The 23094-nt window shown below is 57.4% G+C and carries 16 protein-coding genes; 2 read left to right on the top strand and 14 right to left on the bottom strand.

Annotated features, from left to right (window positions below; all coding sequences use genetic code 11):
* Window positions 1-318: 318 nt before the first annotated feature.
* Complete coding sequence (locus tag Q0105_RS08515) at window positions 319-1179, bottom strand: metallophosphoesterase (RefSeq protein ID WP_298210742.1); 861 nt, start codon at window positions 1177-1179, stop codon at window positions 319-321.
* Between the two features lie 291 nt (window positions 1180-1470).
* Window positions 1471-2130, bottom strand: a complete 660-nt coding sequence (locus Q0105_RS08510) for a metallophosphoesterase (RefSeq protein WP_298210740.1) — start codon at window positions 2128-2130, stop codon at window positions 1471-1473.
* A gap of 557 nt (window positions 2131-2687) precedes the next feature.
* On the opposite strand from Q0105_RS08510, the gene Q0105_RS08505 reads away from it, so the two are divergent.
* Window positions 2688-3938, top strand: a complete 1251-nt coding sequence (locus Q0105_RS08505) for a type II toxin-antitoxin system HipA family toxin (protein WP_298210738.1) — start codon at window positions 2688-2690, stop codon at window positions 3936-3938.
* Window positions 3939-4178: 240 nt separating this feature from the next.
* Here Q0105_RS08505 and Q0105_RS08500 read toward each other — a convergent pair whose 3' ends face one another.
* The 7 genes from Q0105_RS08500 to Q0105_RS08470 all read right to left on the bottom strand — a co-directional run bounded on the left by Q0105_RS08500 (window position 4179) and on the right by Q0105_RS08470 (window position 17578).
* Entirely contained in the window at window positions 4179-5975 is a 1797-nt protein-coding gene (locus Q0105_RS08500; RefSeq protein WP_298210736.1) for a hypothetical protein, read from the bottom strand.
* Window positions 5972-9646 carry an AAA domain-containing protein gene (locus Q0105_RS08495; RefSeq protein WP_298210734.1) on the bottom strand — a complete coding sequence of 1225 codons (3675 nt, stop codon included), beginning with the start codon at window positions 9644-9646 and terminating at the stop codon, window positions 5972-5974. The genes Q0105_RS08500 and Q0105_RS08495 overlap by 4 nt, the downstream gene beginning before the upstream one ends.
* A gap of 146 nt (window positions 9647-9792) precedes the next feature.
* Complete coding sequence (locus Q0105_RS08490) at window positions 9793-10053, bottom strand: hypothetical protein (protein ID WP_298210733.1); 261 nt, start codon at window positions 10051-10053, stop codon at window positions 9793-9795.
* Window positions 10054-10154: 101 nt separating this feature from the next.
* Entirely contained in the window at window positions 10155-11861 is a 1707-nt protein-coding gene (locus tag Q0105_RS08485) for a hypothetical protein (RefSeq protein WP_298210731.1), read from the bottom strand.
* Window positions 11862-12033: 172 nt separating this feature from the next.
* Window positions 12034-14235: a DEAD/DEAH box helicase gene (locus tag Q0105_RS08480; protein WP_298210729.1), complete on the bottom strand. Its 2202-nt coding sequence runs from the start codon at window positions 14233-14235 to the stop codon at window positions 12034-12036.
* 14 nt (window positions 14236-14249) lie between these two features.
* The gene (locus Q0105_RS08475) at window positions 14250-15554 is read right to left on the bottom strand and encodes an ATP-binding protein (protein WP_298210727.1); all 1305 of its coding nucleotides are present in this window, start codon (window positions 15552-15554) and stop codon (window positions 14250-14252) included.
* A complete protein-coding gene (locus Q0105_RS08470; protein WP_298210842.1) occupies window positions 15551-17578 on the bottom strand; it encodes a TerB N-terminal domain-containing protein in 2028 nt (675 codons plus the stop codon). The genes Q0105_RS08475 and Q0105_RS08470 overlap by 4 nt, the downstream gene beginning before the upstream one ends.
* Window positions 17579-18551: 973 nt before the next feature.
* Here Q0105_RS08470 and Q0105_RS08465 point away from each other — a divergent pair.
* Window positions 18552-19385 (top strand): MbcA/ParS/Xre antitoxin family protein, encoded by an 834-nt coding sequence (locus Q0105_RS08465; RefSeq protein WP_298210725.1) that lies wholly within the window; start codon window positions 18552-18554, stop codon window positions 19383-19385.
* Window positions 19386-19461: 76 nt separating this feature from the next.
* Here the strand turns inward: Q0105_RS08465 and Q0105_RS08460 are convergent, their stop codons facing one another.
* From Q0105_RS08460 to Q0105_RS08440, 5 genes are all read right to left on the bottom strand, one after another.
* Entirely contained in the window at window positions 19462-19914 is a 453-nt protein-coding gene (locus Q0105_RS08460) for a helix-turn-helix domain-containing protein (RefSeq protein ID WP_298210723.1), read from the bottom strand.
* Between the two features lie 150 nt (window positions 19915-20064).
* Complete coding sequence (locus Q0105_RS08455) at window positions 20065-20376, bottom strand: HU family DNA-binding protein (protein ID WP_298210721.1); 312 nt, start codon at window positions 20374-20376, stop codon at window positions 20065-20067.
* A 71-nt stretch (window positions 20377-20447) separates the two neighbouring features.
* Window positions 20448-21251, bottom strand: coding sequence for a DNA/RNA non-specific endonuclease (locus Q0105_RS08450; protein ID WP_298210719.1), 804 nt, complete (start codon window positions 21249-21251; stop codon window positions 20448-20450).
* Window positions 21252-21527: 276 nt separating this feature from the next.
* Window positions 21528-21821 (bottom strand): DUF4148 domain-containing protein, encoded by a 294-nt coding sequence (locus Q0105_RS08445; RefSeq protein WP_298210717.1) that lies wholly within the window; start codon window positions 21819-21821, stop codon window positions 21528-21530.
* 306 nt (window positions 21822-22127) lie between these two features.
* Window positions 22128-23094: IS1595-like element ISCsp2 family transposase (locus Q0105_RS08440; protein WP_298210715.1), on the bottom strand; the 967-nt coding region annotated here is incomplete at its 5' end.

Genomic DNA, 23094 nt, shown 5'->3' with positions numbered 1-23094 from the left:
CTGGCGAACCTCGAGTCTAAAAAAAGCCGCTAACGGAACTCCCATCGCCGCGAAAACTATTGCGTCCATCCTCACTCATCTTGCTTCGCATGAATCACTACCTGCGGGGCATGCACCAGTGCCGCCGCCATCTTGAGCCGTTGAGTATGTAAGCTCTTCAGTGCCGAGGTCGTTCGCACTGAGCCGGTGGCAACACGGTCACCAGAAACTGCGCTCCCGTCTCTACACGAACCATCCTCCAGATTGTCAATTGCACTTGCGGCTCTTCCTTCGCAGCCAGCGCAAGTCGTTCGTTCCGGATTTGAAACCAAATTGGCATTACGCGGCCCCTCCAGCTTGAGAGAATGACCCCGCGTTGCGGTAGGCCCCAGGCCCCATTGGAGGGGCAACATCCATGGAGAAGTCCACCCTGAACTCCGAGTTCTGCATCTTCCCTCCCTTTAGCTTGTACCCCCGCGGGTTGGAGACGATTCGAGTCCCCTGCACCTGGTAGTCCACGCTGTCATGGATGTGCCCATGGATCCAGTTGCTGGCACGTCCCATCAGCGCTTCCAGGTCACTCGCATAGCAGGGTGACAATGGGTGCGTCGCAAAGCCTTCCGGGATCGACTGCAGATGCGGCGCATGGTGCGTGACCACCACCGTGTTCTGTGGATCACCCTGAATTAGCTGCTCCTCCAACCATTGCCTACTCTCTTGATGCCGACGCGCTGCCATCGCCGGAAACAACCGGTGTTTGCGCTGCCAGTACAACTCCGGCTGCGGAGAAATCTTGATCCGCTTGTAGTCGTTCATGCGCTGGCGCGCCGTGCTCATCGCTTCCAGCTTGGTGTCGGCACCATGCAGCGCAAAGTCCGTCCAGAGCGCACAGCCCAGAAAGCGCACTCCCCCAATCACGACAGCATCGTTCTCCAGGTAGTGGATCTCGCGTTCCCGCGCCAACTCGCGCATGACATCACCATGCTTGTCCCAGTTCTGCCCATAGAACTCGTGGTTGCCGTCCACATAGATGATGACCTTGTCCGGGAAGGTTTCGCGCGCCCAAGGCAGGCCCTTGGTGCCTTCAGTGATGTCGCCGGCCAGCACCACCACATCGATAGCCTTGAGGAAGTCAGGGTCCAGCTGCAGCTTCAGGGGGTACAGATCCAGATGCAGGTCCGAGTACACAAGCAGTTTCATGGCGACTCCATCGGAGAGTTGTGCGGATTCATGGTCGACTCCGGCGGGGCCTCTTGCGCACCTTGGCAGACGGCGTAAAGCCGACCCGCTGAATCCGACTTGAGATCAACCGTCCGTTCAATAGCGGCCCTGGTTTGATGCTGACCATGAACCCCTTACCAGGTCCGATCCGCGAGAAATACACGCGGCTTCCTACCTTCCAACCCATCTCCGGTGGCAAGGGAAAGCGGTAGCGGCTATCGATGCAGGCCCGTCCAGAGGGCTCGGATCGTCTTTTGACGGTTTGTGGGTTCAGAGGCATACCAGTCCTTGTGTCACATCCCAGCCCACGTTCACGAAGTGGGTGGTCTCGGTGGGCTCAAGCACCTCGCGATGCAGATGCCCGTGGTAGTTCAGCAGTCGGCCCGCGCTATGGTCGACAGTCGCTGGGTAGTGGCTCACAAAGACGCTCTGCCCCAGCGCGTCCTCCCAGGCCAGGAAGGGCAGCACGGCATCAAACAGCGGGCGCTGTCCGTCCAGGGTTCGCTCTGACAGGTACCGGCATTCCCCACTGCGCGTGAGATCGTGGTTGCCCAGCACCAGGACCTTGCGGCCCGGAATGCGCCGGATCCATTCCATGGTCAGCTGGTGCTCTCCCATGGCCACGTCGCCCACGATCACCAGCCACTCGCCATCCCTGATCTTCTGGGTCTGGGAGACCAGGTGCTCGTTCATCTGCGTGACATTCGCGAAAGGCCGGTTGCAGTACCGGATCACATTGGCGTGGCACAGATGGAGGTCGGCCGCCATCCACACCCGCTCGTCACGGGCCAGGGCCTGCTGGATGCGTGTGCTCGCTGTGCCGATGGTGTCGGGCTGCGCCAACGCCAGCATGGCCGCGTGCACATCGGGCCGACCCCTCTCCGTGGCGAGCGTGCGCTGGAAGAGGTCCAGAGCGTTGTCAAAGTCCATACTGCCCTCGCCAACTGCTGGGAACAGGATGCGGGGACAACGGCGGGGATCTGAAAGGCATGGCGGGCTCCTGATTGCGGAGCCCGGTGGGGGTGGCCTGAAGGTGGGGTGCCAGGCTCCGCGGTGATGAACTGCGGGCTGGTGGAGTCGGAGAACTAGGTCTTCAACCGGGTACCAGGCACCGCTCGACGGTCGTGCGTACGACTATCGAGACCGTGGATATGGAGGTGAAGCGGCGGGACATGCAGCTCATCATCCAGGAGCGCGAAAGCCTTGTCAACACTGGGTTTGCGGCCAATAGAGAAGGTAATCGGTGATTTGATTTGCAGCGATGTCATGGTGCAAACTCAATCCCGCTGAGCGGCTTTCCACGCCGCCCATACGTTCCTGTGTTCCGATGCCAAAGGCCTGCGATTTCTTGTTGAGCGCCAGGTGGCTTCAGTGTCATAGTGGGCACACCTCCATGCCAACTCCCATAGAGAAACGCGCATGAAACGCGCCTTCCAGCTCCGCATACCGCCCATCGCATTGCGCCTGCGCGAGAAAGGCTGCTCAACATGAGCAGCAAACCCGTGTGGGTCTGGTTGCCTGGCGAGGCCGAGCCCACGCGGGCCGGGACATTCACGCTCGGGGGTACTGCTGCCAATCCCGTCGGAACCTTTGAATACGATGCCGGGTACACCGAGAGCAGCAACAGGATCTCCCTGGATCAACGTCAGCTTCTGCGCTTCAAGGGAGTGGCCAAGGCGACGGACTACCAAGGGCTGTTCGATGTTTTCCGGGATGCGAGGCCGGAGGGGTTTGGCATGGACTGGCTCCAAAGGTGCAGGGATGTGGACAGTCTCAGCGATCTGGATGCCCTGGAGTTCTGCGCCGGTGATGCCGTCGGTGCGGTACAGGTGTGTGGTGACATCGCGGCCAAGGCCGCGTTCCATCCGACGCCTTCACAAGACATGTTTGATGTGATGAAGGATCTGGACGTTGTTCAGACCCATGCGCCGATGGCAGCCAGTCTGCGGGATCTGCCATCCACCGGCTTGGGGGGTGAGCGACCCAAGTTCACGGTCATGCACAACGGCCAGTGGTGGATCGCCAAGTTTCCCGGGCCCAAGGACGATCCGACATCACCGTTGCGGGAATTCCTGTGCATGAAGTTGGCCAGCCTGGTGGGCATAGAGGCAGCGGAAGTCGAGTGGGTGCAGCAAAGCGGGCGTGCTGCGGTCGTGATCCGGCGGTTTGATCGGCAGGTGGATGAAAGTGGTCATTGCCTGAGGCATCACTTTGCCAGCGCCGCGACGGTCCTGGGGGCTGCGGCTGCCACCCGGGATGCACCAGGCCGCACCTACTTGGCGCTCGCCCTCCAGGCGGGACGCTGGGGCGTGCAGGGGCACTTTCCAGAGTTGTGGCGCCGGATGGCGTTCAACGTCCTGGTGGGCAATGGTGATGATCACCCGCGCAACCATGGCTTCTTGCGAACCGGTAAGGGTTGGCGGCTGTCGCCAGCCTATGACATTGCGCCCTATACGCCCCATGGCGGCAAGGTGCTGAATGTGAAGTCGTTGTCCATGGGGGTGTTGCGCAATGGCGAGGCGGGGGCGACGGCAGACAACCTGCTCGTAGCCGCCAAACAGTTCGGCCTGGACTACGGGATCGCCAATGACTTTCTCGACCATGCGTACCAGATGATTCACGACAGCTGGGATCGCCTGGCTCAGGAGGCTGGTGTTGAGGCGATCGCGCCGCCGGCGTTCGTTCTGCCTCCGCGTGCCCAGCGGATATCGGTGGGGGTGTGGAAGACGGCGCGGTGATGGAGCGAGGCGGGATTCGGTGCTTCAACGCCCGCGCCTATTGGCCGGCCAGGCATCCCGGAAGATTGCTTTGATGCGGAGGCATGCTGGACAGTTGGGAGTCAACTGCAAGCTGTACTCGGGCGTCTGAACTTGACACCTGAACGTTCGCAGGTTTCTCGACCGGCCAATCGCGGAGCAGAGACTTAAGCGGCCGCTCTGGCCCCCAGACCAGTCGCTCGATTGGAACCTGCGAATTGATCAAGTTGCTAACAAAGTTGCAGGGTTGGGGTCACTCGAACTATTGCCAGAATGCAACTGCGCCGCTTTGAATGTATCCCACAGCGTGTCCGCAGTAGCTTTACTTTGCACCATTACACCGATTTGTCGCTTGTCCTGTGTCGTGGAGAGGAAGTTGTAACTTGATACGATGACCAGATCGTCATAAATCAAAGTACGGGCATGTATGCCTTCACCGAGGCTCATAGAGCCGCCAACGCCACCGACCAAATCTTCGAGCCGCTTTTGATCTTCCGAAGTCCAGCTATCTCCTTTGGGTTTTCTGCCGGATACGAGAGCAAACCGAAGTCCATCGTTCCGCTCTCTGCGGGCCAGCCACTCCAATTTTCCGCCGCCGGCATTAGGGTCTCCCGTGGCAGTACGGTTGATCTTGTAGCTTGTCACCAGCAGTCGTTGATCAGCGTTCATTAGCCCCTCGCGGAGCATTTGGGCGTGCTCCTCATCAAAGATCACGCGCGCCCTACTTACCGGTGCGTCTTGCTCAAAGCTGAGTGGCTGTTGCTGCGCCAGATGCAGACCAATCTGACGCCAGCGTAGTGGAATACCGCTTGATTGCTGCCCGCTGTCGTCAAGCCACCCTGCCAATGTTGAGCAGATGCTCCCCACCAGGCGTGGATCGCAGATGCGGACGCTGACCTCTGAGCCACGGCGCTCGGCAACAGCGCCGCCCAGTCCGTAGAGCCAGTTGTAGCTGCCAACGATAGCTTGGTATGAACCATCTTGCGTGTCCCAAACCAAAACCTTGCCATCCGAATTGAGAGGTTCTGCATTGACGGCCAGGTTATCGCCCGAACCGCTGGAAGACTTGCGTGTAGCCTGCGACCAACTCTTGGTCGTTTTTGCGTGAGGCTCGCCGCCCTCATCAAGGGAAGGTAAACCCCAAAGCACATCCACACGCACACCGCGACGCATCGCCGCCGTGATGTCGGCTTGGAGCGTATTCAGCATCTTTTCCGAAACATGAGCAGACACGATCAGCAGATGACTGTGGGCTTGCTTGATAGCATCATGTAGCGCGGATTCATGGCTTGATGCTGTAAGTAGCAGGTCACTTTCGCGCAGATTGATTTCGCACCATGCAAAGTCCTCAATCAGTTCATCGTGCTTAGACACGCCCACATATCTAACCCCCCGTTTTTTAGCTTCCGCAATGAGTAGCGGCTGCAGATGCCCCCATTGCCTCGGCAGCCCGGAGATGCTCCCCTCGTCCACAGTCACCTTGAAACTGATGCCATCACGCACCGGGATGAGGGATTCCACCGAGTGCAAATGCATGCCCTGATAGTCTTTGTTTGCCTTGAGTTCCTGGAGAAGCAGTCGCTCCATCTCTCCAAACGAGATATTTCCCTGCGCCGTTCCCGGTGGCATCTCACCTTTTTCACGCGAGTACCAAACAATGCGTCTCGGGCCGATCCGGCCTGTCAAATCCTCGCGGAGAAAAATCAACTCCTCGGCATCGCCCAGTCGCTCGCCGAAGGTTGTCAGGCGTTGTTCCAAGCTCCGGGTCCCAAACTCGGTCAGACGAAATCCGCTTCCGCCAATGTCCAGCGCAAGCAAGGCCATATCCATCAAATCGATCAAACACTCGACCAGCAATCGTTCTGGAAGTTGGAAAATAGGCGCAAGATCACTGACCGAGTTTGCTCCAGTGGCGATTGCCTGCATGACCAAACGGTCCAGCTCCGTGATGGGACGACGGCTCCCGGCTCGAAACTTGACACGAATCTCGGTCAGAGGTACGCGTAATTCTGTACTCATTGCAATACCTCTTGCGCGGTGATTCTCGAAGCCCGACCGTCTTTGAACATGGCATTGAGTTCCTCAAGTGTTTTCTTGAAAGGCCCGTACTCGGGATCGTTATAGTTCCCGTCAGCATCCATGGCAGACGAAACATGGGCCACACAGGCTGAGAGAAAATCCCAGCAGCCAACGATGATCAGCAGGCGTTTGGGCCTGGATAGCATCACATTCAGGCGATCAGGTCGGGCAATAAACTCGATGTCGCTCGCTGACACCGTTTCTTGTGCTTGCGTGGGTTTATTGCGCACAAGGCTCACAATGATGATGTCCGCCTCGTCGCCTTGAAAGGAATCCACCGAATACGCTTTGGCTTTGCTCTTACCGATCTCGCGGTTCTGTGCGCTGCCGAATTGGCAGCCGGGAGGGGGTGTGATGGCTGCATCTCGATTGATGGCAATCTTCTGCATGTTGTAGGGAGTAAGGATGGCCACTGTGTTTGGCCGCCCAGTTGTCCGAGCATCCGCAATCGCCATCTTCTGCAGAAGGTGCTGGATGACTTCCCGCTCACGACGGTTGGCATAGCCGGTTTTCTTGATCTCCCTGTATTCCAGAGTCCAAGGAATGTCCACCCAGACCAAGGATTTGCCAGCAAGCCAGACTGGGTCAACAAAGGGATTGCGATGGCCTTCGTCTGGGCCACCTTCCGCGTCAGCGGTTGCATTACTCACCTCACCCTTGTAAAAAACTGCAGAGTTGAGGTCGCCAACCACAGGCGGCATCCGATATTGTTTTGTCAGCAAGCCTGCCGAAGCGCCAATAGACTGGTTTTGAGTAATGCCCCCGAGCTTCCTACGCCCTTCAAAGATACTTTCAAAGCTGGCGAGCCAGCGTTGTGCGTAATTCGGAAATGACTTGGCCCAGTTCGCGTCGGCATCAAGTTTTTCCTTGAGCCACTCGATGTCAATGAGCCGAGCATTGCCCGGTTTTTGACCGAGTTCATCAAGGATGCCGATCACGCCTCCTGTTCCACCCTCTCCTCTGAGTTGATTGAAACAAGCCGCGAACTCGTCATAGAGAAAGGGGCGCAACTGTTTGTGGTCGCCAAGTAGCAGCCACCGGTGCCCGGCCTGAAGCGGCAGCGCCAGGTCAAATCCATGGGTTTTGCCGGCCTCTTCGACGATAGACCAGTCGAACGAGTGTGCCCCCTTAGCCAATTCTTCAAGGTCGCCGGAACTGGTGGTGCAGTAGGTAATGCTTGCGCCGCGCCGCACCAAATCAACGAGCGCATTTGACAGCACTTGAGCAGGTTCACTCTGGCCATCACTGCTCCATGTCTGGAGAAGGGTGCGCCAATCACGCTGTACTTTCGCGTAAGCAGTCGTGCCTTGCAGGGTGTTCTTGCTCATTGCATCAAGTGCAGTCTTCATCAATTCCTGAGCTTGCTCCTTGGCATGGTCATTCCCGTCACGGCGATTCAACCGAACGACTAGCGGAAGTTGCTCCTTTGAGGAACCTTCGTATGCTTGCCGCATGACTTTGTCGAGCAGCACATCCACAGCGGCATGATCCTTGGCTGTAACCAGGATTTGCGCCATTGGATCGTCTTCCAGTATTTGCCGCAAAAGATGGGCGACCAGTGTACTTTTGCCTGTGCCGGGCGGGCCTTGCAACGCATATTTCGGGCGCATCCTGAGGATGTCCTTGATGGACGCGAGTTTATTTTCATCGACGGCTCCACCTTCCTCGATCTGAGGCCAAGGAAATTCACTTTCGCTGGCATCGATACTGGTAAAACCCGGCGTTGCGAGTGTTCGCAACAAAAAGGCATGCGAAGACAAGCGGTCAATGGATTTTTTGCGCCGCTCGATCAGTCGAATCTGACCGTAATGGCCGAGTGTGCGCAAATGCCCCTCATGTGGTGGCAGAGCAATACCCTGCGCGTTTTGCCGAAACAGCGTGAGGGTTCCCTTCTCTTGGTCACTGTCTTTGACCGTCCATTGCTCCCTATCCACATCAAATGGCGCACTGATTACGCTAGCACCGGCCCGTTTGAGAAACAAGGAGTCCGAATCGGTCAGCAAGACCTTGTCGCAGTCCTGCTGACCAGATTCCAATACTTGCTGGATGAAATCAACCATCTTCTTGTCGGCCTTGAAAAATTGCCGCGAGGGGCGGTTTTCATCAACAGGGACAATGGTGATTTCCGTGATACTCAGATCCTCTGCCGAATGGACAATCTTGTATTTGAACAACTCGGCATCGCGGAGCAAAATTTCAAATTGGTTGGATACATGGAGAAACTGCTGCAGGTTCTCAGAATCCGGCCCCAATCCTTGGGTATTTTCTTGTTTGGGGGCGAAGCTATCCCATGAAATGAATCCTGAGCCGGGGGCAATTTTTTTGTGGACTTCATGGCGCATGAACTCGACCTCGATGTGGACATCGTCAAAGCCATTGGCTGGCACCGGCTCTGGCAAGCGCGATGTGTTGCTGAGGTTGGCCTTCGCCGCTTTCCAAGATTGCTCCCTGCTACTCCAGTCCATCCACTTAGTGGCTCGAATGAAAAGACTGCCGCCTTTTAATTCAAACCACGCACCATCACGGCTCCAACCCAATGTTGCGTTACGCAGTTGGCCAACGATAAAGTCCTTCAGACGGACACTATGCACGGGCAAATCAAGATCAAACCCTTCGAAAGGGTCATCCGGATTGACCACAAACCCCGCCCTTCTTGCCGAATCAGTGGTTTCTGGATTCTGGAGATCGAGATGCAACAAAACTCGGCGGTCATCCCCTTTGCTTGACTGGCCAAAATCGAGAGATTCGATGATTTTCTCGATCCCCTCCAGAACGTCCGTGGCGCTTTGCAGGCGATCCAGACGATTGGGAGCGGTAATGGCCTTGATGAAATTTTTCTCCAGCGGCTCAAGGTTGCAGGGATTTTCTCTGGAAATGGCCGAGATTAAGCCTTCTGCGAGGGTAGTATTTTGACTGCTGAGATGCTCAACTTTATGGAAACACCTGGCGACTGTAGTTCCAAAGCCATACCAGTCGGAAGCAAATGAATAGCCCACTTGCTGAAGTTCTGGGGGCGTGGCCCACAAACTACGATCATGGATATTGGCTACATGCCCGATGCGGGCACTCCAATCAAAACCGCTCAAGCGCAGTGACTCTGATCCTCCACCTTGGTGGCCCCATATTGCCTCTGGGGTGACATTGCGATGTATCAAATTCTGGTCATGGAGCGATTTCAGCCCCTTGGCCAGTTGCATCAGGGCGCGCCACAACTCCCTTCGGGAGTGACGTTCTTTCAGGCTCTTGAAGGAAAGCCAATCGGTCGCCTCGCGGTTCTTCAGTATTTGGGCAAAGGTGATGTGTTTCCATCCTTCATAGACTAGGATCATCACGCGCGTGTCGGCATCAATGCCAGCGTCTTTCATGACCACAAGTTGCCTGTCGGCCCCTGCGCTGCTGCTGAGGCGATACATCACCCGCAGGTCGTTGTCCCACAAGCGGCGAATTTCGGGCGGTGGCTTTGTACCAGTGTAGGGGGTGATTTTCAGCGTGTAGGTGTTGCCATCATTGTCGACTGCTTCCCAAAGCGCGGACGGCTGAATTTGGGGCATGTCGACCACACACTCTGTCAGCGTGTATCGGCCATTTAGTACGGTATCGTTTTCGTTCATCTGCAACCCCTTCTTAATGCATCACTCCGGCAAGAACTGCGCTTGCCGGAGTGACTCCATTCCTCAGTGCATGTTCTTAGAAATCACGATGTTCAGCATAGCAGCGGTGAACATTAGCCACGACATGGGCGCGCGCTCTCAGCCTCTCAGTCAAACAGACTGCGCACAAGCGCGATGCCGCCAGCCAGCAATGCCACCGGTGCTATCACAGGAGCTGCCACAGTTGCCGCCGCCGTGAGACCAACGGCCTCCAAGCCAATGGCAGCGCCGGATGCCACAAGATAACCGAGGCCAGCACCAGAGCCAGTAGCGATGGCCGAGCGTCCGGCAGAGACCTCGCTGGTGCCGGTGATGGTACGGGAGAGTTTTTCGCCGGCCAGTCCGGCGGGAAGTGCTTTGTCGATCATGGTCGATCCTTTCTTCTTGGTTGCCGACGCGGGAATGCGTTCGGTGAGTCGAACTTTAGGTGTCCGGGCATCGTCGTTAGCGGAGAACTACCGGAGCACCGTCAAGGCAGCGAGGTTCCGGAGAGTCTTTTCAGCCCTTCAACCAAGCTTGTGACGTTACCTTTGGTACTCCACAGCCGACGCAGTCCAACACTCCTTACTCCACCACCGAGCTGTTCCCGCAACGATCTTTCCCAGTCCCCCGCAGGTTCATCACCTCTTTCGAGTTCCCGCAGCACGGCCACGGTGTTCCCATTGATGTTTCGCTCGTAGGCATTTCCCTCCAGTCTTCCCCAAGGCGTTCCAAGTTCAAGGCGCGCAAGCCCGAACACACCGCCCGTGGTGCTGCTGCCCTGGATCTGGTAACGGAAAAGTTCTGCAGAAAAAAGCAGGGCGTCAGGCGCAACGCTTATCGACACATAGCGATCCTCCCGAATTTCCACTAGGCCGGGCAAGATGGGCTGGATTCTTTCGTACAGGCTGCGAGCGAGGAACACAACGCCTGGCGCATCAATCCAGCCATTGCCCAGCAAGCGAACTCCGGCGTCGTCGTTTAGCCGCACCTGGAAGTCCCGCATGTGCCATCCCAATAGCATGAGTAGTTGCCATTCGGCTTCTCCCAGCCGGTTGATCGGGCACACAGATTTTTCCTTACCCGGCTTGCCAAGTTGAAACGCCGCGTCGGTCGTTCCCGGCAAGTCCAGCATCATGGACTCACCCGCGAGAGCCGGCTTGCTAGCCTTTGAATCGGACGCGGTGGAGAGGTTCTTTTCCAGGTCTTTGTCCCACGCTTGATGCAATGCATCCACGTATGCGGCTGCGCCGTCCGCGCGCTGCGGGGCCGCGATTTCGGCAGCGGTAAACCATGTCAGCCGTTCGTGCTCAGCTATTCTGGAAAGCAAATGTGTTTCGCCTGCTGAAGTGAGTTTGATTTGAAAGAGATGAAATTTGTAGGCGCTGTAAGCGTGCCGGTTGCCCGCGCCGTTGACTGCCTTGTAGGTCGGCAGTGGTTGCCCGAAGGGCTTGCTGGAGTAGTGCTTGTCCTTGAACATTCCCGTTTCTTCTTCCAGCTCCCGCTCCAAGGTAGTGGTGATGTGCTGAGCGACGACTGTGGAGTCCAGTTTGAAAGTCTCTTGAAGAATTTCCGTCTGTGACTGGATGGCGGGCGGCAGATCGCTCAGGTTGAAGCGGCCGCCCACCATGCCGTAGCCCTTTTCACCCGGTCTGCTTTTATCTTCCCGGCGATGCAGCAGGAACTTGTTACCCCAGCGAATGAGCGCCCATGCGACATGGACGACGCGGATAGGATGCGCTTCAGGGTTACGCCGGGCGCGTTCGGTTTCGATTCTGTGCAGAAGCACCCGCTGCTCCTCCTTGACGTCATCGGGGCGATGATCACCTTGCTCCCAATAGTCGGACGGCAGCAAAGTTTGACCGGGCGTTGCCAAAGTGGTGAGCAATGAACGGCCAAACAAAGAAGCAGGGAAAGAGACAAAAGTCCAATGCCCCTTTTGCAGCTCCACTGGATCTAGCAGCGCCAGCGCTTCGAATTGTCGGCGCAAGGTATAAGTCAATGCGGATGCCACATCATTCGGAATGCCTTGCTCAGTAATTTTCCTCACCAACTCGCACTCGGCAACAATCTCTCGTCGTCCGCCTTCTTCCGCATGCAGAGGCAGCACGGAAAGAGCCGCTTTCATTGCCGCATCGGCAACATCTGGGCTGTGAAAGCTTTGGCGCGGGAGGCGGTTTTCTTTTTGGAGCGACATTAGTTTCAAGATAGGGCGGGAGAGCTTCAGTCTATTTGAGCAAGTCTCTCAATGTAGCCCACGCGATTCGTCGGCTGCAGCACTATCCCCTGTAGGTTCCGAGCAACGGCCCCTGCTGCAAACCGGACGTCGTACCCTCTCAATTTCGGGGGCGAGCTAACTATTAAGACACTCAATCTCCTGAGAAATTTGAGGTCACCCATGTCTTGGCTGCCTGAATGTCTAGGTTGAGACTCGCGTAGGCTTTCTTGAGGAGTTCCGGAGGTAGTGCCCAGTCCCACTTCTCTCTTTCGAGATTTCTTGCACCTTCAAGCAACTCGCTCGCCGATGGCTGCTCAACGAGCGCTGCGTCGAGGAGTGCATCAAGTATGTTGTCAATGGTGTGGCTGCCTTTCACCACCTCAACGCCAGGGCCAGAGGGCGCTGCAGAAAAGCCTCGCTGGTTCATGAAGCAAGCCAGTGCCTCGTTGGCGGCATCACCAAGCCATGTGACAACAAACAGTTCATGCCCTTGGTCAAGCAAGCGCTCTGATGCCAAATTCAGTGACTGGAAGTTGAAGCGAGCTTCCTCCAGGAACCGTTGGGCGACTTCGTCGACGAAAACGACTTTATCTGTCGAGTCCAGCAGCTCTCGCATCCGCAGCCTCACCTTCGTGTGAACCCGACCAGAGCCTCCTGAAAACAAAGGTGGTGCACCGCCGCTTGCACGTTTCACAAAAATGACCTTCTGCGACTCATCCACAATTTCCACAATCCAGGTCTTGCCTGCGAAGAGGATCCGCTGCCCTATGGACAGCATCTGAGAAACCGGCAGCGTGCCAAGAGTCCGGGTCCCGGCGACCAATCGAAACTCATCGTCCGAAGCAAAAGCCGCATAGAAGGTGTAGTGGTTGACGAACTTCTCACCGAGAGGGCCGTGTAGCAGCAACCCAGATGAGTCCTGAACCAAAAGCTCTTTTGTTCCCAGATGACGTACTAGCGACATGAAGTCTTCTTTGGTCGTTCCCTCGAATGGTGTTCCCGTGGCGCACAGCAGCGCATACAACTGACCAATCGTGGCGCCACCGTTCTGGGCTATGGCGGAAAGCATCTGCTGCACCAGCGTGGAGAGATGGGCGCCATGCGTAACAGGCGGCTCAAACCAGCCTTCAAGCAAGAGAGAGATCATGGCGACGGTCTGCACCAGTCCCAAGCGCAATCTCGTGCCAAAGCCCGAGTGCACATCAATCGCGTCCTCGATACAGTAGCCTCTCAGAATGGCGGGTTCACCTTTTCGCCGGCCAGACCGCCCCAGTCGTTGACGCAAACTGGCGACTGAGGGCGGCGGTCCAATCTGCACAACGCTCTTGACCGCTCCGATGTCGATGCCCAGCTCCAGGGTATTGGTGCAGATGGCAGTGGCAGGCACTTCCTTCTGCTTGAGGGCGGCCTCGGTCTCTGCTCGGATCTCCTTGGATAGGCTACCGTGGTGCGGCCAAAACTCCTGAGGCACTTTGTTGCGCTCGCAAAGGCCGTTCAGCAGATTGGTGTAGCGCTCGACCTCACGCCGGGAGTTTGGGAACACCAGGTTGTTGGAGCTTCGCAGCGCCTTGTACATGTGCGCCGCGATGAGTGCGGGCGTGGCAGGCTCTGGAGCCTCTTCTTCACTCCCCTGCCGCACAACCAAAGGCTCCTCGTATCCCTTTACGAGGATCTTAAGCTCACTTCCAGTGGAGGCGGAAACGACCATGCTGACGCCAGCTCCATGTCCCGGCCGAAGAAATTCAGCGGCAAGTCCCATATCGCCCAGGGTGGCCGAGAGGCCCACTCTAGGTATCTTGCGGCGCAAGACATTTTCGATGCGGTGCATCAAGGACTGAAGCTGCTTCCCCCGCTCAGACCCGATAAACGCATGCAGCTCATCGACCACAAAGAATGCGGTCATCTGAAACACCGCCGCAATAGATGTCCCTCGATTGCACAGCAATGCCTCGAGGGACTCTGGAGTGATGAGCAGGACTCCGTGCCGCTGCTTCAAGAACTTGGTCTTGGACGTCGCACCAATATCGCCATGCCAAGGCCACACGGGGATATCCAGCTGCTCGCAGAGCTTGTCGAGTCGACCAAATTGGTCGTTGATGAGGGCCTTCAGCGGGCTGATGTAGACGATGAGCCGAGGCTCATCGCTCTGCAATAGATGCGTGAGCGCTGGCAGAAACGCCGCCTCGGTTTTGCCTGCTGCCGTCGCGGCTGCCACGATGACATCGCGATCGGCATTGATGAGCAATGGAATGGATTGCTCCTGGGCGTCCCGCAGCGACTCCCAGCCCTCCGCCCAAATGAAACGTTGAATGCGCTCATCAAGAAGGTGAAAAGACGAACTCGCCCCGGACATGCAACGCGCAGCGGTCAGAGCTTGAAAGAAGCAAACTCGTCGCCGTCCTCGACTTCCACAGCCAGGTCTCCTGTTGCGCCTGTATCCGCTGCAACCTCCAGGCCGCCAAGCAGCGTTTGCCATTCAGTGCCAGGGTTCTGCTCCAAGACCGCAAGAAGGTTGATGAAGGAAGTAATGGTGGTGCGAGGCGTCCGGAAGTAGGTTTCACCGATGCGTTTGGAGCAGTGCTCCATGAAGCTCGCGATGCCTTGGTCTGGCAACAGGTACTTCGTCACATCCCCTCCGGCATAGACATGGCGCAGTTTCTGGAGAAGCACGTAGAAATCCTCAGGGGTCAGGCTCGAAAGCCGCACCGTCGGGCCACTGAAGTCGACGAGTTCACTGCTGGCGAACGTGTTCTGAGCCAGGCGGCTTTGAAGAGCGGGGTAGCTGTAGAGCCCGCGCCGCGTGTCGAGAAGAAACTCAGGTGTCCCACCGAGCGTGAAGCCCAGTCCAACAGCCGAACCTTGCAGCGAGTCATTCAGGATACGCAAGATCTGTTCGTAGTTGGAGTTACGCGCCTGCGCATTGGCGAGTTTGTAGAGATTGACCAGTTCATCAAGGCTGACCAGCAACCCGCTGAAACCCGCAAGCCGCACGAACCTGGCCATCAACTTGAGCTGGTCATAGACTGCGGCGTCGTCCACATAGGTACGCACGCCAAGGGCTGCTTTCGCATCGGTCTTGGTCGTGAACTCACCACGCAGCCAGCGCACAGCGTCAGACTTCAGTTGCTCATTGCCTTCTTCGAAGCCGCGATAGTAGGCCGCGATGACATCTGCAAAGTCATACCCATTGACCAGCTCCGTCAGGTGCTCCAGTTTTTGGCGAATGACATCCTCGGTCGACCTGCCCCCCTCCTTGGCCTCAGCCTTGGCTGTTGCAATGAATTTCTCGACGATGCCTCCCAGAGCTCCACCCTCAGGCTTGGTCCGAGTTGCCAGGTTGCGCATCAACTCAGCATAGAGAGATCGGGCCTGCCCACCACTCGCATGCAGTCGGCGGTCAGGATTCAGATCGGCGCTGGCTACGACCAGCTTCTTCTCCATCGCGATAGAGCGGACCAGATTCAGGAAAAACGTCTTACCGGCGCCATACTCTCCGATGACCAGGCGAAACGAAGAGCCACCATCAGCCACACGGACCATGTCGCTCACCAAGGTCTCAATCTCACGGATGCGCCCGACCTGGATGAGGTGCTGTCCTGTCCGAGGGACTACACCTGCACGCAGGGATTGAACAACTGCGTCGCGCTCTTTGGGCCGAATGGGTGCGTTCATGCTTCCAGCTTCTCCAGAATTTCAGGGTTCACGTCGATAGGGTCATCGCCCTCAGTGAACGGTATGTCATGGGTGTCAAACGACACTTCGTTAATGTGCTCCAAAGCACCATCCAACATCAGGTCCAAGTCTGAGGAGACATCCAGGAGCTCTTCGCGCGACCATTGTGGCCGCGACAACAGCATTCGAGCAAACGCCGAATGCGCTTCGTCCAGACCCAGTAAACCAGTCGTCGCTGGCGTTTCTGTTTCCCGAGGTGGTATCTCGGGATTCGCTGCCGGTACGGTCGGCTGCTGCGATTCTTCTTTGAAGATATCGGCCAGCAATGCTGACACGCGCTCGGAATCCTTTTGCAGTGCAGCAATCTTCGCTGTGTCCAGCTGAAACCCTTTAGCCACAGGCTGCGCAGAGATGCTTGGCTGAGGGCTTGTTCCGGCCGCAACAGCATGCACGTCGGCGAAAACCTTCTTGGTATCCAGTCCCAGCGCTTTGTAGACCTTCTCCAGCATCTTCACTTCTGCTGGCGTCACCATACCATCGGCCTGGGCAACGGTTGCCATGAAGGTAGCGATCGTCTCCTTGGACTTCGCGTCCAGCGGATCCAGCTTTTTCTTCAAGGAAGTGAGCGAGACGGGTTCTACTGCCAACAGGCGTAGATGTGCCAACAACCTGGCTGACTCGCCAACAGTCAGATGCGACCAAGATTGAACTTGCACACTCAGGTGGGCCATCTCATGCTCACTGAACTCTCCGTCGGCCCCGGCAACGGCGGACGCTAACTGGAGCGTAAGTGTCGCAGCCTGATAGGCAGCCGTTCGAACCGATGCCCCTTTCGACTCTGCGGCCGCGTACAGCACAACGTGGTCATCGCCTTTTGGTGTTCGTGCTCCGCCCAGAACATCGGGTTCCATGCCAATGCGAACGGTCTCCAAGGTCTTGGCCAGCGTCACGGCGCGCTCTTTGTTTAAGGCGGTCTTTGCCTGAAAAAGATCAAGCAGTTCCTGAAGCTTCATGACAACGAAGCCTTCCGCGACTCTGCCTTGCAGGGCCTTTAAGGCCTCCTGCGCCGCACCAGGCCAAACCGTTGGCGGAAGCAGCAGAAGACCTTCCAGCGCATTGGGGCTATCTGGATTGCGGCCAAGGTATCGACTGTAGGGATCCAACTGATCAGTGACCGCGTCTACGATTTTTTTCAGCTGCTTCTGAGGAGCTGTCAGTACCGTCACATCGGGCGTGTCACCGAAGGTCAGTTTGATTTCGTTCACCCCCCTGAAACCCGCAGATGCGGGCTGGTACACCAGCTTCAGCTTGGTCTTGTTGCGGGGAAGAACAATGCCTGAGTTGAAGGTTTCGATGTATCGCTGCTGGAAGAGCTGGTCGAACTGCGCTGCGCACCTGGTGGCGGAAGTTCGCAAATAGCTGGCCGGATCCAGGCGTGCCCATGCCAACGCGAGATGTGGCGGCACGGGCACTCCACCCACTGCGGCGAGGCCAAGCGCAAGGCGAATATAGAGGGGGACCTCAAAGGTCGTCGGGAATGACGGGACGGGTTCGTTGTACAGAGTCTTGGAGTAATGCGACACCTCCAGCCAACTGAGTAGCTCGCTGGCGTAGCGCTTGAAAGAGAACGACTTTTCCCCGTAGATGACCAGCAGCCTCCGGAGCTCCTGGGCTATCGCTGGCCGATCACGCTGCGCCTGCTCGTCCTTTAGGCCATCCACGATAGCCCTGCGTTCCAGGCCATAGAAGAAGAGGAACACGTATCCGATGTCTGCTTCGGGGTCGCGTCGCCCGCCCGCCAGCCAGCTCAGATACGCCCTGCGAGCACGAGGCGTGATCTCGGAATATGAGGGCCAATAACCGAACTCACGCGCGCCCACATTGGCTTCCGGTGCAACCTGCAAGATAGGGTTGATGAGACAAGGATCCGTCGAGCCCGAGTGAGCCTTTAGCTCCTTACCGACATAGATCATCCCGCCATTGATGAGACTACCGGCGACAACGACGCTTTCACCAGGGGCGATCCAACGCCCTGGCCCGGTATGGGCTTGTAGATGCGCCGGGGCAGGAGGTATCGCGTAGCTATCTTGCTTTGGAGGCTCTTTCGTGGCCACGGGCACTGGAGTTTCATCGTCCACGAATCGCCGTGGGAGAGTTGAGGCCGTGGGAGATGAGAACGAGGGTGCTACTGCCATCGAAGTTGGCGCCTTATCAGCCGCTGATACAGGGTGGTCGTCTGGGACAAACCTTGAGGTCGCCACAACTGCGGCGGGCGGAGGGCTCACCTGTGACGCTTGAACCGCTGCGACTTGCGGCTTACCCCTGGCGGGAACCTCCAACTCCTTCGTCGTTGCGACCGTTTTCGCTCGGGGAGGTGGATCAAATTTTGGATTTTTTTGCGCACTGGAAAACAGTGCGCGATAGGCCCAGATACCACCTACGATGAAAATTATGTAGCCCCAAGTGCTACGAGGGAAGATGACACAAAGAACAAAAGCGGATATGACCGCAATGACGCCACTACTCGCCATATTTTTCTCCGCCATCCCGTTCCCTCGCAATTCAAAGACGCATCTGCGCTGACCCAAAAGAGTGCATCACGGTAACAGATTGTCATCTGCAGGGCGAAGGATTTCGGGCATGTGCAGACGGCCCAACTGCCAAGTGCATAGAGCAGCCCTGTGCAAGCGCACCAGCGCTGCTACTGAAGGCGATGTACGCGGCTTGCGTTGCTTGAAAGTGGCTGGCCGAAAATCAATGCTCGAACGTTCTCAAGATGATGTGTCAGCGCTTTCCTTCATGAGGGGTCCTGGGTCGTCGTTGAATTGGTTTGTGGTGATATCAAAGTGCAAATCAAATGCCACTGAGCGGTGTTCCACAGTGCCTATGCGCTTCTGTGTGCAGGACGTCCGACGTCCAGTGATTTTGTGTTGAGCATCAGGTCGTTTCAGTGTCATAGTGGGAGCAGCTCTTCGCTCACTCCAACGACAGACACCCATGAAGAATCCCCATTACGAATCGCTGGGACGACGCATGCGCGACTACCACCGCAGGCACCAGTGGCGCCTGTCGAACGGAGGGCTGTTTATTCCGCACGCCTACTGGGACATGACACCAGAGAGCCTGTCGTACTGGGACGATGTGGGGTTCATTCTCAATGGACGGCGCGTCATCGTGTGGTGGCGTCATCCTCGGGATCTCTACACAACCCACATCGAATCCTTGGCCTGGGAAGAGGCTGGCGAAGGCCCTCGGGATAACTGGCTCTTCGAGGGGGGCACCAAGAATTTCAAGCAGGTCGGTAAGTCAGGCCAACGCAGGAAGCTGATGGGTTACACCAGTCGTGGACCTTCCGAGGCCCAGAGACAGCACTACGACAAAATCTCTCAGATTGAGGTGCGGCTCAGAAAGGAAGGCATTGACTTCGATGTGCGCCCCTCGTGGCGGTGGAATCGCCTGACCTGGGCCATGGGAGTGAGTCTGGTGGCACCCCTGGAAGTGAGGAGTGAACAGGAGCTGGCCGAGGTGGCGCGCCTAGCGCGCAGACTGATCCTTCGTCAGGCCACACTGGATCGTGATTTTCCGGGCTATGTCTATGACCGGGCAAGCTGGTTAGAAGATCAAAACAGTGAGCTGGCCATCGTCGCTGCCGACACGGGCGACTTGTTCTTACGCGCTGCCGAAGTGTTCGGCAGCAAGGGCCACTCTTGGATGACAAAGCCGCATGACCTGCTCGACGGCAAGAGCCCAAAGGAGTACGCCAGCAGTGAAGCCGGCAACTTAAAGGTCCGCCAGATCCTTAACGCGATCAAACATGGTGGCGTTGCTTGAGTACCGTCTCTGGTGCATTGACCAGACGGCAAGGCCAGCAAATCCACCGAGGCCACTGAGATCATGGTCCCCACGCTCACTGAGGATTGAGCAACGCCAGCGCCTTGCGCTTGCCCAGTTTGAGCACTTTAGCAATACGCTCCAACTGCGCTGCCCGTGGATGGACATGGCCCGCCTCCCACTTGTTGACAGACAGAGAGGATGCACCCAGCAGCTGGGCCATCTGTTTCTGAGTGAGGCCGAGTGCAGCACGTTTCTCAACCAGCGCCTGCGCATTGAACTGGATCTGCCTTGACCTCTTGGGCGTGGTCTCTTCTGCCACGACCTTGGCTCTGGGCACCTCCGATACTTTGACCTGCCGTTGAGTGGCTTTGAGCTGGGAGGTCAGCGCCTTGACCTCACGCTTCAGAGCGGCAATCTCCGAACGGTGGCTGGTGATCGCCTTGCGCATGCCCTGCAGTTCAGGCTTGAGTTCCTTGCGCGCCATGCGAACAACTTCGGCGCGAAAGGCATTGGAAAACGTATTCATAGGCCCGATGTTAACTTTGACGCCTTATCCCGCACTTAGGTGGCTGACGCACAGCCGGTGTCGCACTCCTTCTTTGCCCCCCAAAAAACAAAACCGCCAGAGGCTTGAACCCATGGCGGTTTGCTTCGGTTGTGACCGAAAGCGCTGTGCTTACTTCCCAGCCTTGTCCGCCTTGCGCTTGGCAGCCTTGGGATCGACAACTGCCTTGAACTTCGCACCCGCCACAAACTTCGGTACCGTGCTCGCTGGGATCTTCAGGGCCGCACCGGTCGATGGGTTTTTGCCCGTGCGTGCTGCACGCTTTGCCGACTTGAAGGTACCGAAGCCCACCAACTGCACGGCATCGCCTTTCTTCACGGCTGCCTGGATGGTGTCGATCAGAGTTTCCAGCACCGCATTGGCGGCGGTCTTGGACAGATCATTCTTGGAAGCCAGGATTTCAACGAGTTCTGCGCGGTTCATGAGTATTCACTGTGTAGAGGTTGGAAAGGCTCGATTTATACCGCCGCCGCTGACACGGTCCTTGCTGCCGCTCAATGCTGCAGTGCACTTCTTGGCAAAAACTCCACTCCCGTGCGCTTCACCAACTCCTGATAACTGATCGGCTGACTAACAGTCTCCCCCTCCCGGTTTTCTTGCCAATGCGCCCAGGCTCTTTGCGTGGTGGCGTCATAGACCAGCTTGTACAGATAGGTCGGCACCTTCACCCCATTGGCGCCAATACGTGGCCCCGCATCCGTGAACACCGGCCCTGTGATCACAAACACATCGCCCTTGGCCCGCTTCACATAGCGCCGCGTGTCCTGCTCGATCTTGTTCCACGCGCCACCGTTGTGTTGGGCATTCTGCGGAACCATATTCGCGAGGCTAAAGCTCTGCACCATCGCAGTCGGCGTTGCCATATCCGCTGCCGCCGCCATGTGCCCACGACTGTAGCCCGAGTTTTTATAGTCCTCTAGCTCTGCCCGCTCCCCACTGGGCAAGCGCGCATCCGCAAAGAATCGCTTGGCCCGTTTCTCGTTGGCCCCTTCCAGCATCTGGCGGTTCAGGCGTTGGGCCACAAACACTGGCGTCTTGGTCGTCCCGGAGTGCAGCACCGCAAAGGCCTCATAGCAAAGCTCGCGCAGCTGAGGCCGGGGTGTGATGGCGGGTGGCGTGCCGTTCGCAAAGAACTGCGGGCACTGGGCAAAAGAGGTGGGCTCGGGCGTGAGTAGAGCCGCACTGTCGAACTGCGGAAACCGCGCCCAGGAAAGATTCGGGAGAGCAACGCCAGCCAGCGTCAGTGCCAGCACAGCCGCCAGGTGCACACGGCCTGGCCAAGAGAACAAACGATTCACAGAAGGAGCATTCGGGTCGAATAAAACGGAGCCCGATTGGAGCACCGTTCGCCTCTCGCTTCGAGTCTGAATACTCGGATCTCGCAGGGTTTTACAGCTGCTTGCAGAGATGGGATCCACAAACAGAAAGGGCTCCCAAAGGGAGCCCTTTCTGCCTGCCCGCCCCTGCGGTTCAGTTAACACTCCCCATGGCAGCAGCACCCGCAAACGCAAAGTGCCACCACCATGGGAAGTCCCGCAACTGCTTCAATCCAACTCAAGCAGTTGGTCTGCCAATTACATGGCGCTGAATTCGCCCGAAGGGATCTGGCCAGTACGCAGAGCTTCGGCAGCCTGGGCACGCACAGCGGCGCGGTCAGCGGTGGACTTGTAAGTCACAACACGCGAACCTGCTGGCTCGATGCTGCGAGTCTGGGCGACCGTAGCAGCCTCGGCAGCCACTTCAGCACGGGTGCGGCTCGTGTCGAACTTCAGGGCAAATTGCGAGCCATCGGCCTCGTCAGCATGGGCGCCAAAAGCGGCGAAAGCGGCAACAGCGGCGACGGAGAGGAAACGGGCGGTCTTGTTCATGATGAAAATCCTTGAAAGTTAAAAAGCGTCTCAAAAAAGCCGGGTCAAAAACCATTCCTGAACCGGGTTCGGTGAGTCGCCTTGCGGGTTCGGCTCATCGATGGGTTGAACTGTACGCCGATGGTGTTCAGAGAAAAACCATCCAGTCGCAAACTAACTATTCCAGTATTGAAAACAATCAACGAACACAACCGCTCTCCACAAACCCTTCCCTAGGGTTCTTTCTGACATGTACTTTTCCGAAGAAAGCTGTATATTCATAAGGGGTATCTATTTAGCTCCAGTAGCCCCATTGATACTGTGATTTCATCCAGCAATGGTATCCGATTGGCTCTCCCCGGTGTTCTTGCTCACGACATCCCCATACGTCACTGGCGGCGTAACCACCGCTTGCTGCAGCAAGCGGTAAAACAGCATCCCGCGTGAGCTGGATGTGCGCCGGTTGAAGCGGAACACGAATTCATCGAGATAGGCATCCAGGTGGTCTGGCTGTACAGAGCCGTGATGCGTTCCGAGCACCCAGCGCTGTACCAGCGAGGCGACCCGGTGCACTCCCGCCATGGAGACATGGGCAGGTACGCCTGAGCCGAGCATGACGGTGCGCTGGTGGGTGTAACCCAGTTCTCCCAGAGCGCGGTATGCCGCCGAACCATCAGTGCGTACCTGGGCTCCGGGCTCGACCACCTCCTGCACAAAGGGGATTACGTGGGTGGCGGCGTCTCGGTCAATGCGGCGTAACCGGATGCGTCCAAACCCCTTGGGCTCCACGATCTCCACCGCCATGACCATCAACACTTTGGTGGTTCTGCTCTTGCGCCCTGCAGGGGTAGCGGGATTTTTGCGATCCGTGATGGACAGGTACGTTTCATCCACCTCGACAAGCCCCTTGAGCTTGTCCCGGCCCGGGCGGACCATGGCACGTCGAAACCGGTGCAGCATGGTCCAGGCCGTCTGGTAACTCCCCAAGCCCAATACGCGCTGCAGCCCCAGGGCACTCACGCCTTGCTTCTGATTGGTCAGGTACCACGCCGCAGCCAGCCATACACGCAGCGGTGTGCGTGTCTTGTCAAAGATGGTCCCAGAGGTCACCGTGCCCTGGTACTGGCATGAGCGGCACATCAGGCGGGTGCGGCTGGCGCGGTACACATCACCAGCGTTGCCGCAACGCGGGCAGACGAAGCCTTGGGGCCACCGAAGCTTCTCCAGGAACGCCTGGCAGGCCTCTTCGGTGGCAAACCAGTCAAGAAATTCGTTCCAGGTGCGGGGGTAGTCC

It is taken from the genome of Acidovorax sp. (genome assembly GCF_027492855.1).
In the GTDB taxonomy this organism is placed as follows: Bacteria; Pseudomonadota; Gammaproteobacteria; order Burkholderiales; family Burkholderiaceae_C; genus Acidovorax.
Note: the sequence above shows the minus strand (reverse complement) of the source record. Positions and strands in the feature narration are given on the sequence as shown.

What these genes read in the sequence shown, in the direction of transcription:
- Q0105_RS08515 (WP_298210742.1), bottom strand. Translation starts at nt 1,179, where the DNA reads ATGAAACTGCTTGTGTACTCGGACCTGCATCTGGATCTGTACCCCCTG.
- Q0105_RS08510 (WP_298210740.1), bottom strand. Translation starts at nt 2,130, where the DNA reads ATGGACTTTGACAACGCTCTGGACCTCTTCCAGCGCACGCTCGCCACG.
- Q0105_RS08505 (WP_298210738.1), top strand. Translation starts at nt 2,688, where the DNA reads ATGAGCAGCAAACCCGTGTGGGTCTGGTTGCCTGGCGAGGCCGAGCCC.
- Q0105_RS08500 (WP_298210736.1), bottom strand. Translation starts at nt 5,975, where the DNA reads ATGAGTACAGAATTACGCGTACCTCTGACCGAGATTCGTGTCAAGTTT.
- Q0105_RS08495 (WP_298210734.1), bottom strand. Translation starts at nt 9,646, where the DNA reads ATGAACGAAAACGATACCGTACTAAATGGCCGATACACGCTGACAGAG.
- Q0105_RS08490 (WP_298210733.1), bottom strand. Translation starts at nt 10,053, where the DNA reads ATGATCGACAAAGCACTTCCCGCCGGACTGGCCGGCGAAAAACTCTCC.
- Q0105_RS08485 (WP_298210731.1), bottom strand. Translation starts at nt 11,861, where the DNA reads ATGTCGCTCCAAAAAGAAAACCGCCTCCCGCGCCAAAGCTTTCACAGC.
- Q0105_RS08480 (WP_298210729.1), bottom strand. Translation starts at nt 14,235, where the DNA reads ATGTCCGGGGCGAGTTCGTCTTTTCACCTTCTTGATGAGCGCATTCAA.
- Q0105_RS08475 (WP_298210727.1), bottom strand. Translation starts at nt 15,554, where the DNA reads ATGAACGCACCCATTCGGCCCAAAGAGCGCGACGCAGTTGTTCAATCC.
- Q0105_RS08465 (WP_298210725.1), top strand. Translation starts at nt 18,552, where the DNA reads ATGAAGAATCCCCATTACGAATCGCTGGGACGACGCATGCGCGACTAC.
- Q0105_RS08460 (WP_298210723.1), bottom strand. Translation starts at nt 19,914, where the DNA reads ATGAATACGTTTTCCAATGCCTTTCGCGCCGAAGTTGTTCGCATGGCG.
- Q0105_RS08455 (WP_298210721.1), bottom strand. Translation starts at nt 20,376, where the DNA reads ATGAACCGCGCAGAACTCGTTGAAATCCTGGCTTCCAAGAATGATCTG.
- Q0105_RS08445 (WP_298210717.1), bottom strand. Translation starts at nt 21,821, where the DNA reads ATGAACAAGACCGCCCGTTTCCTCTCCGTCGCCGCTGTTGCCGCTTTC.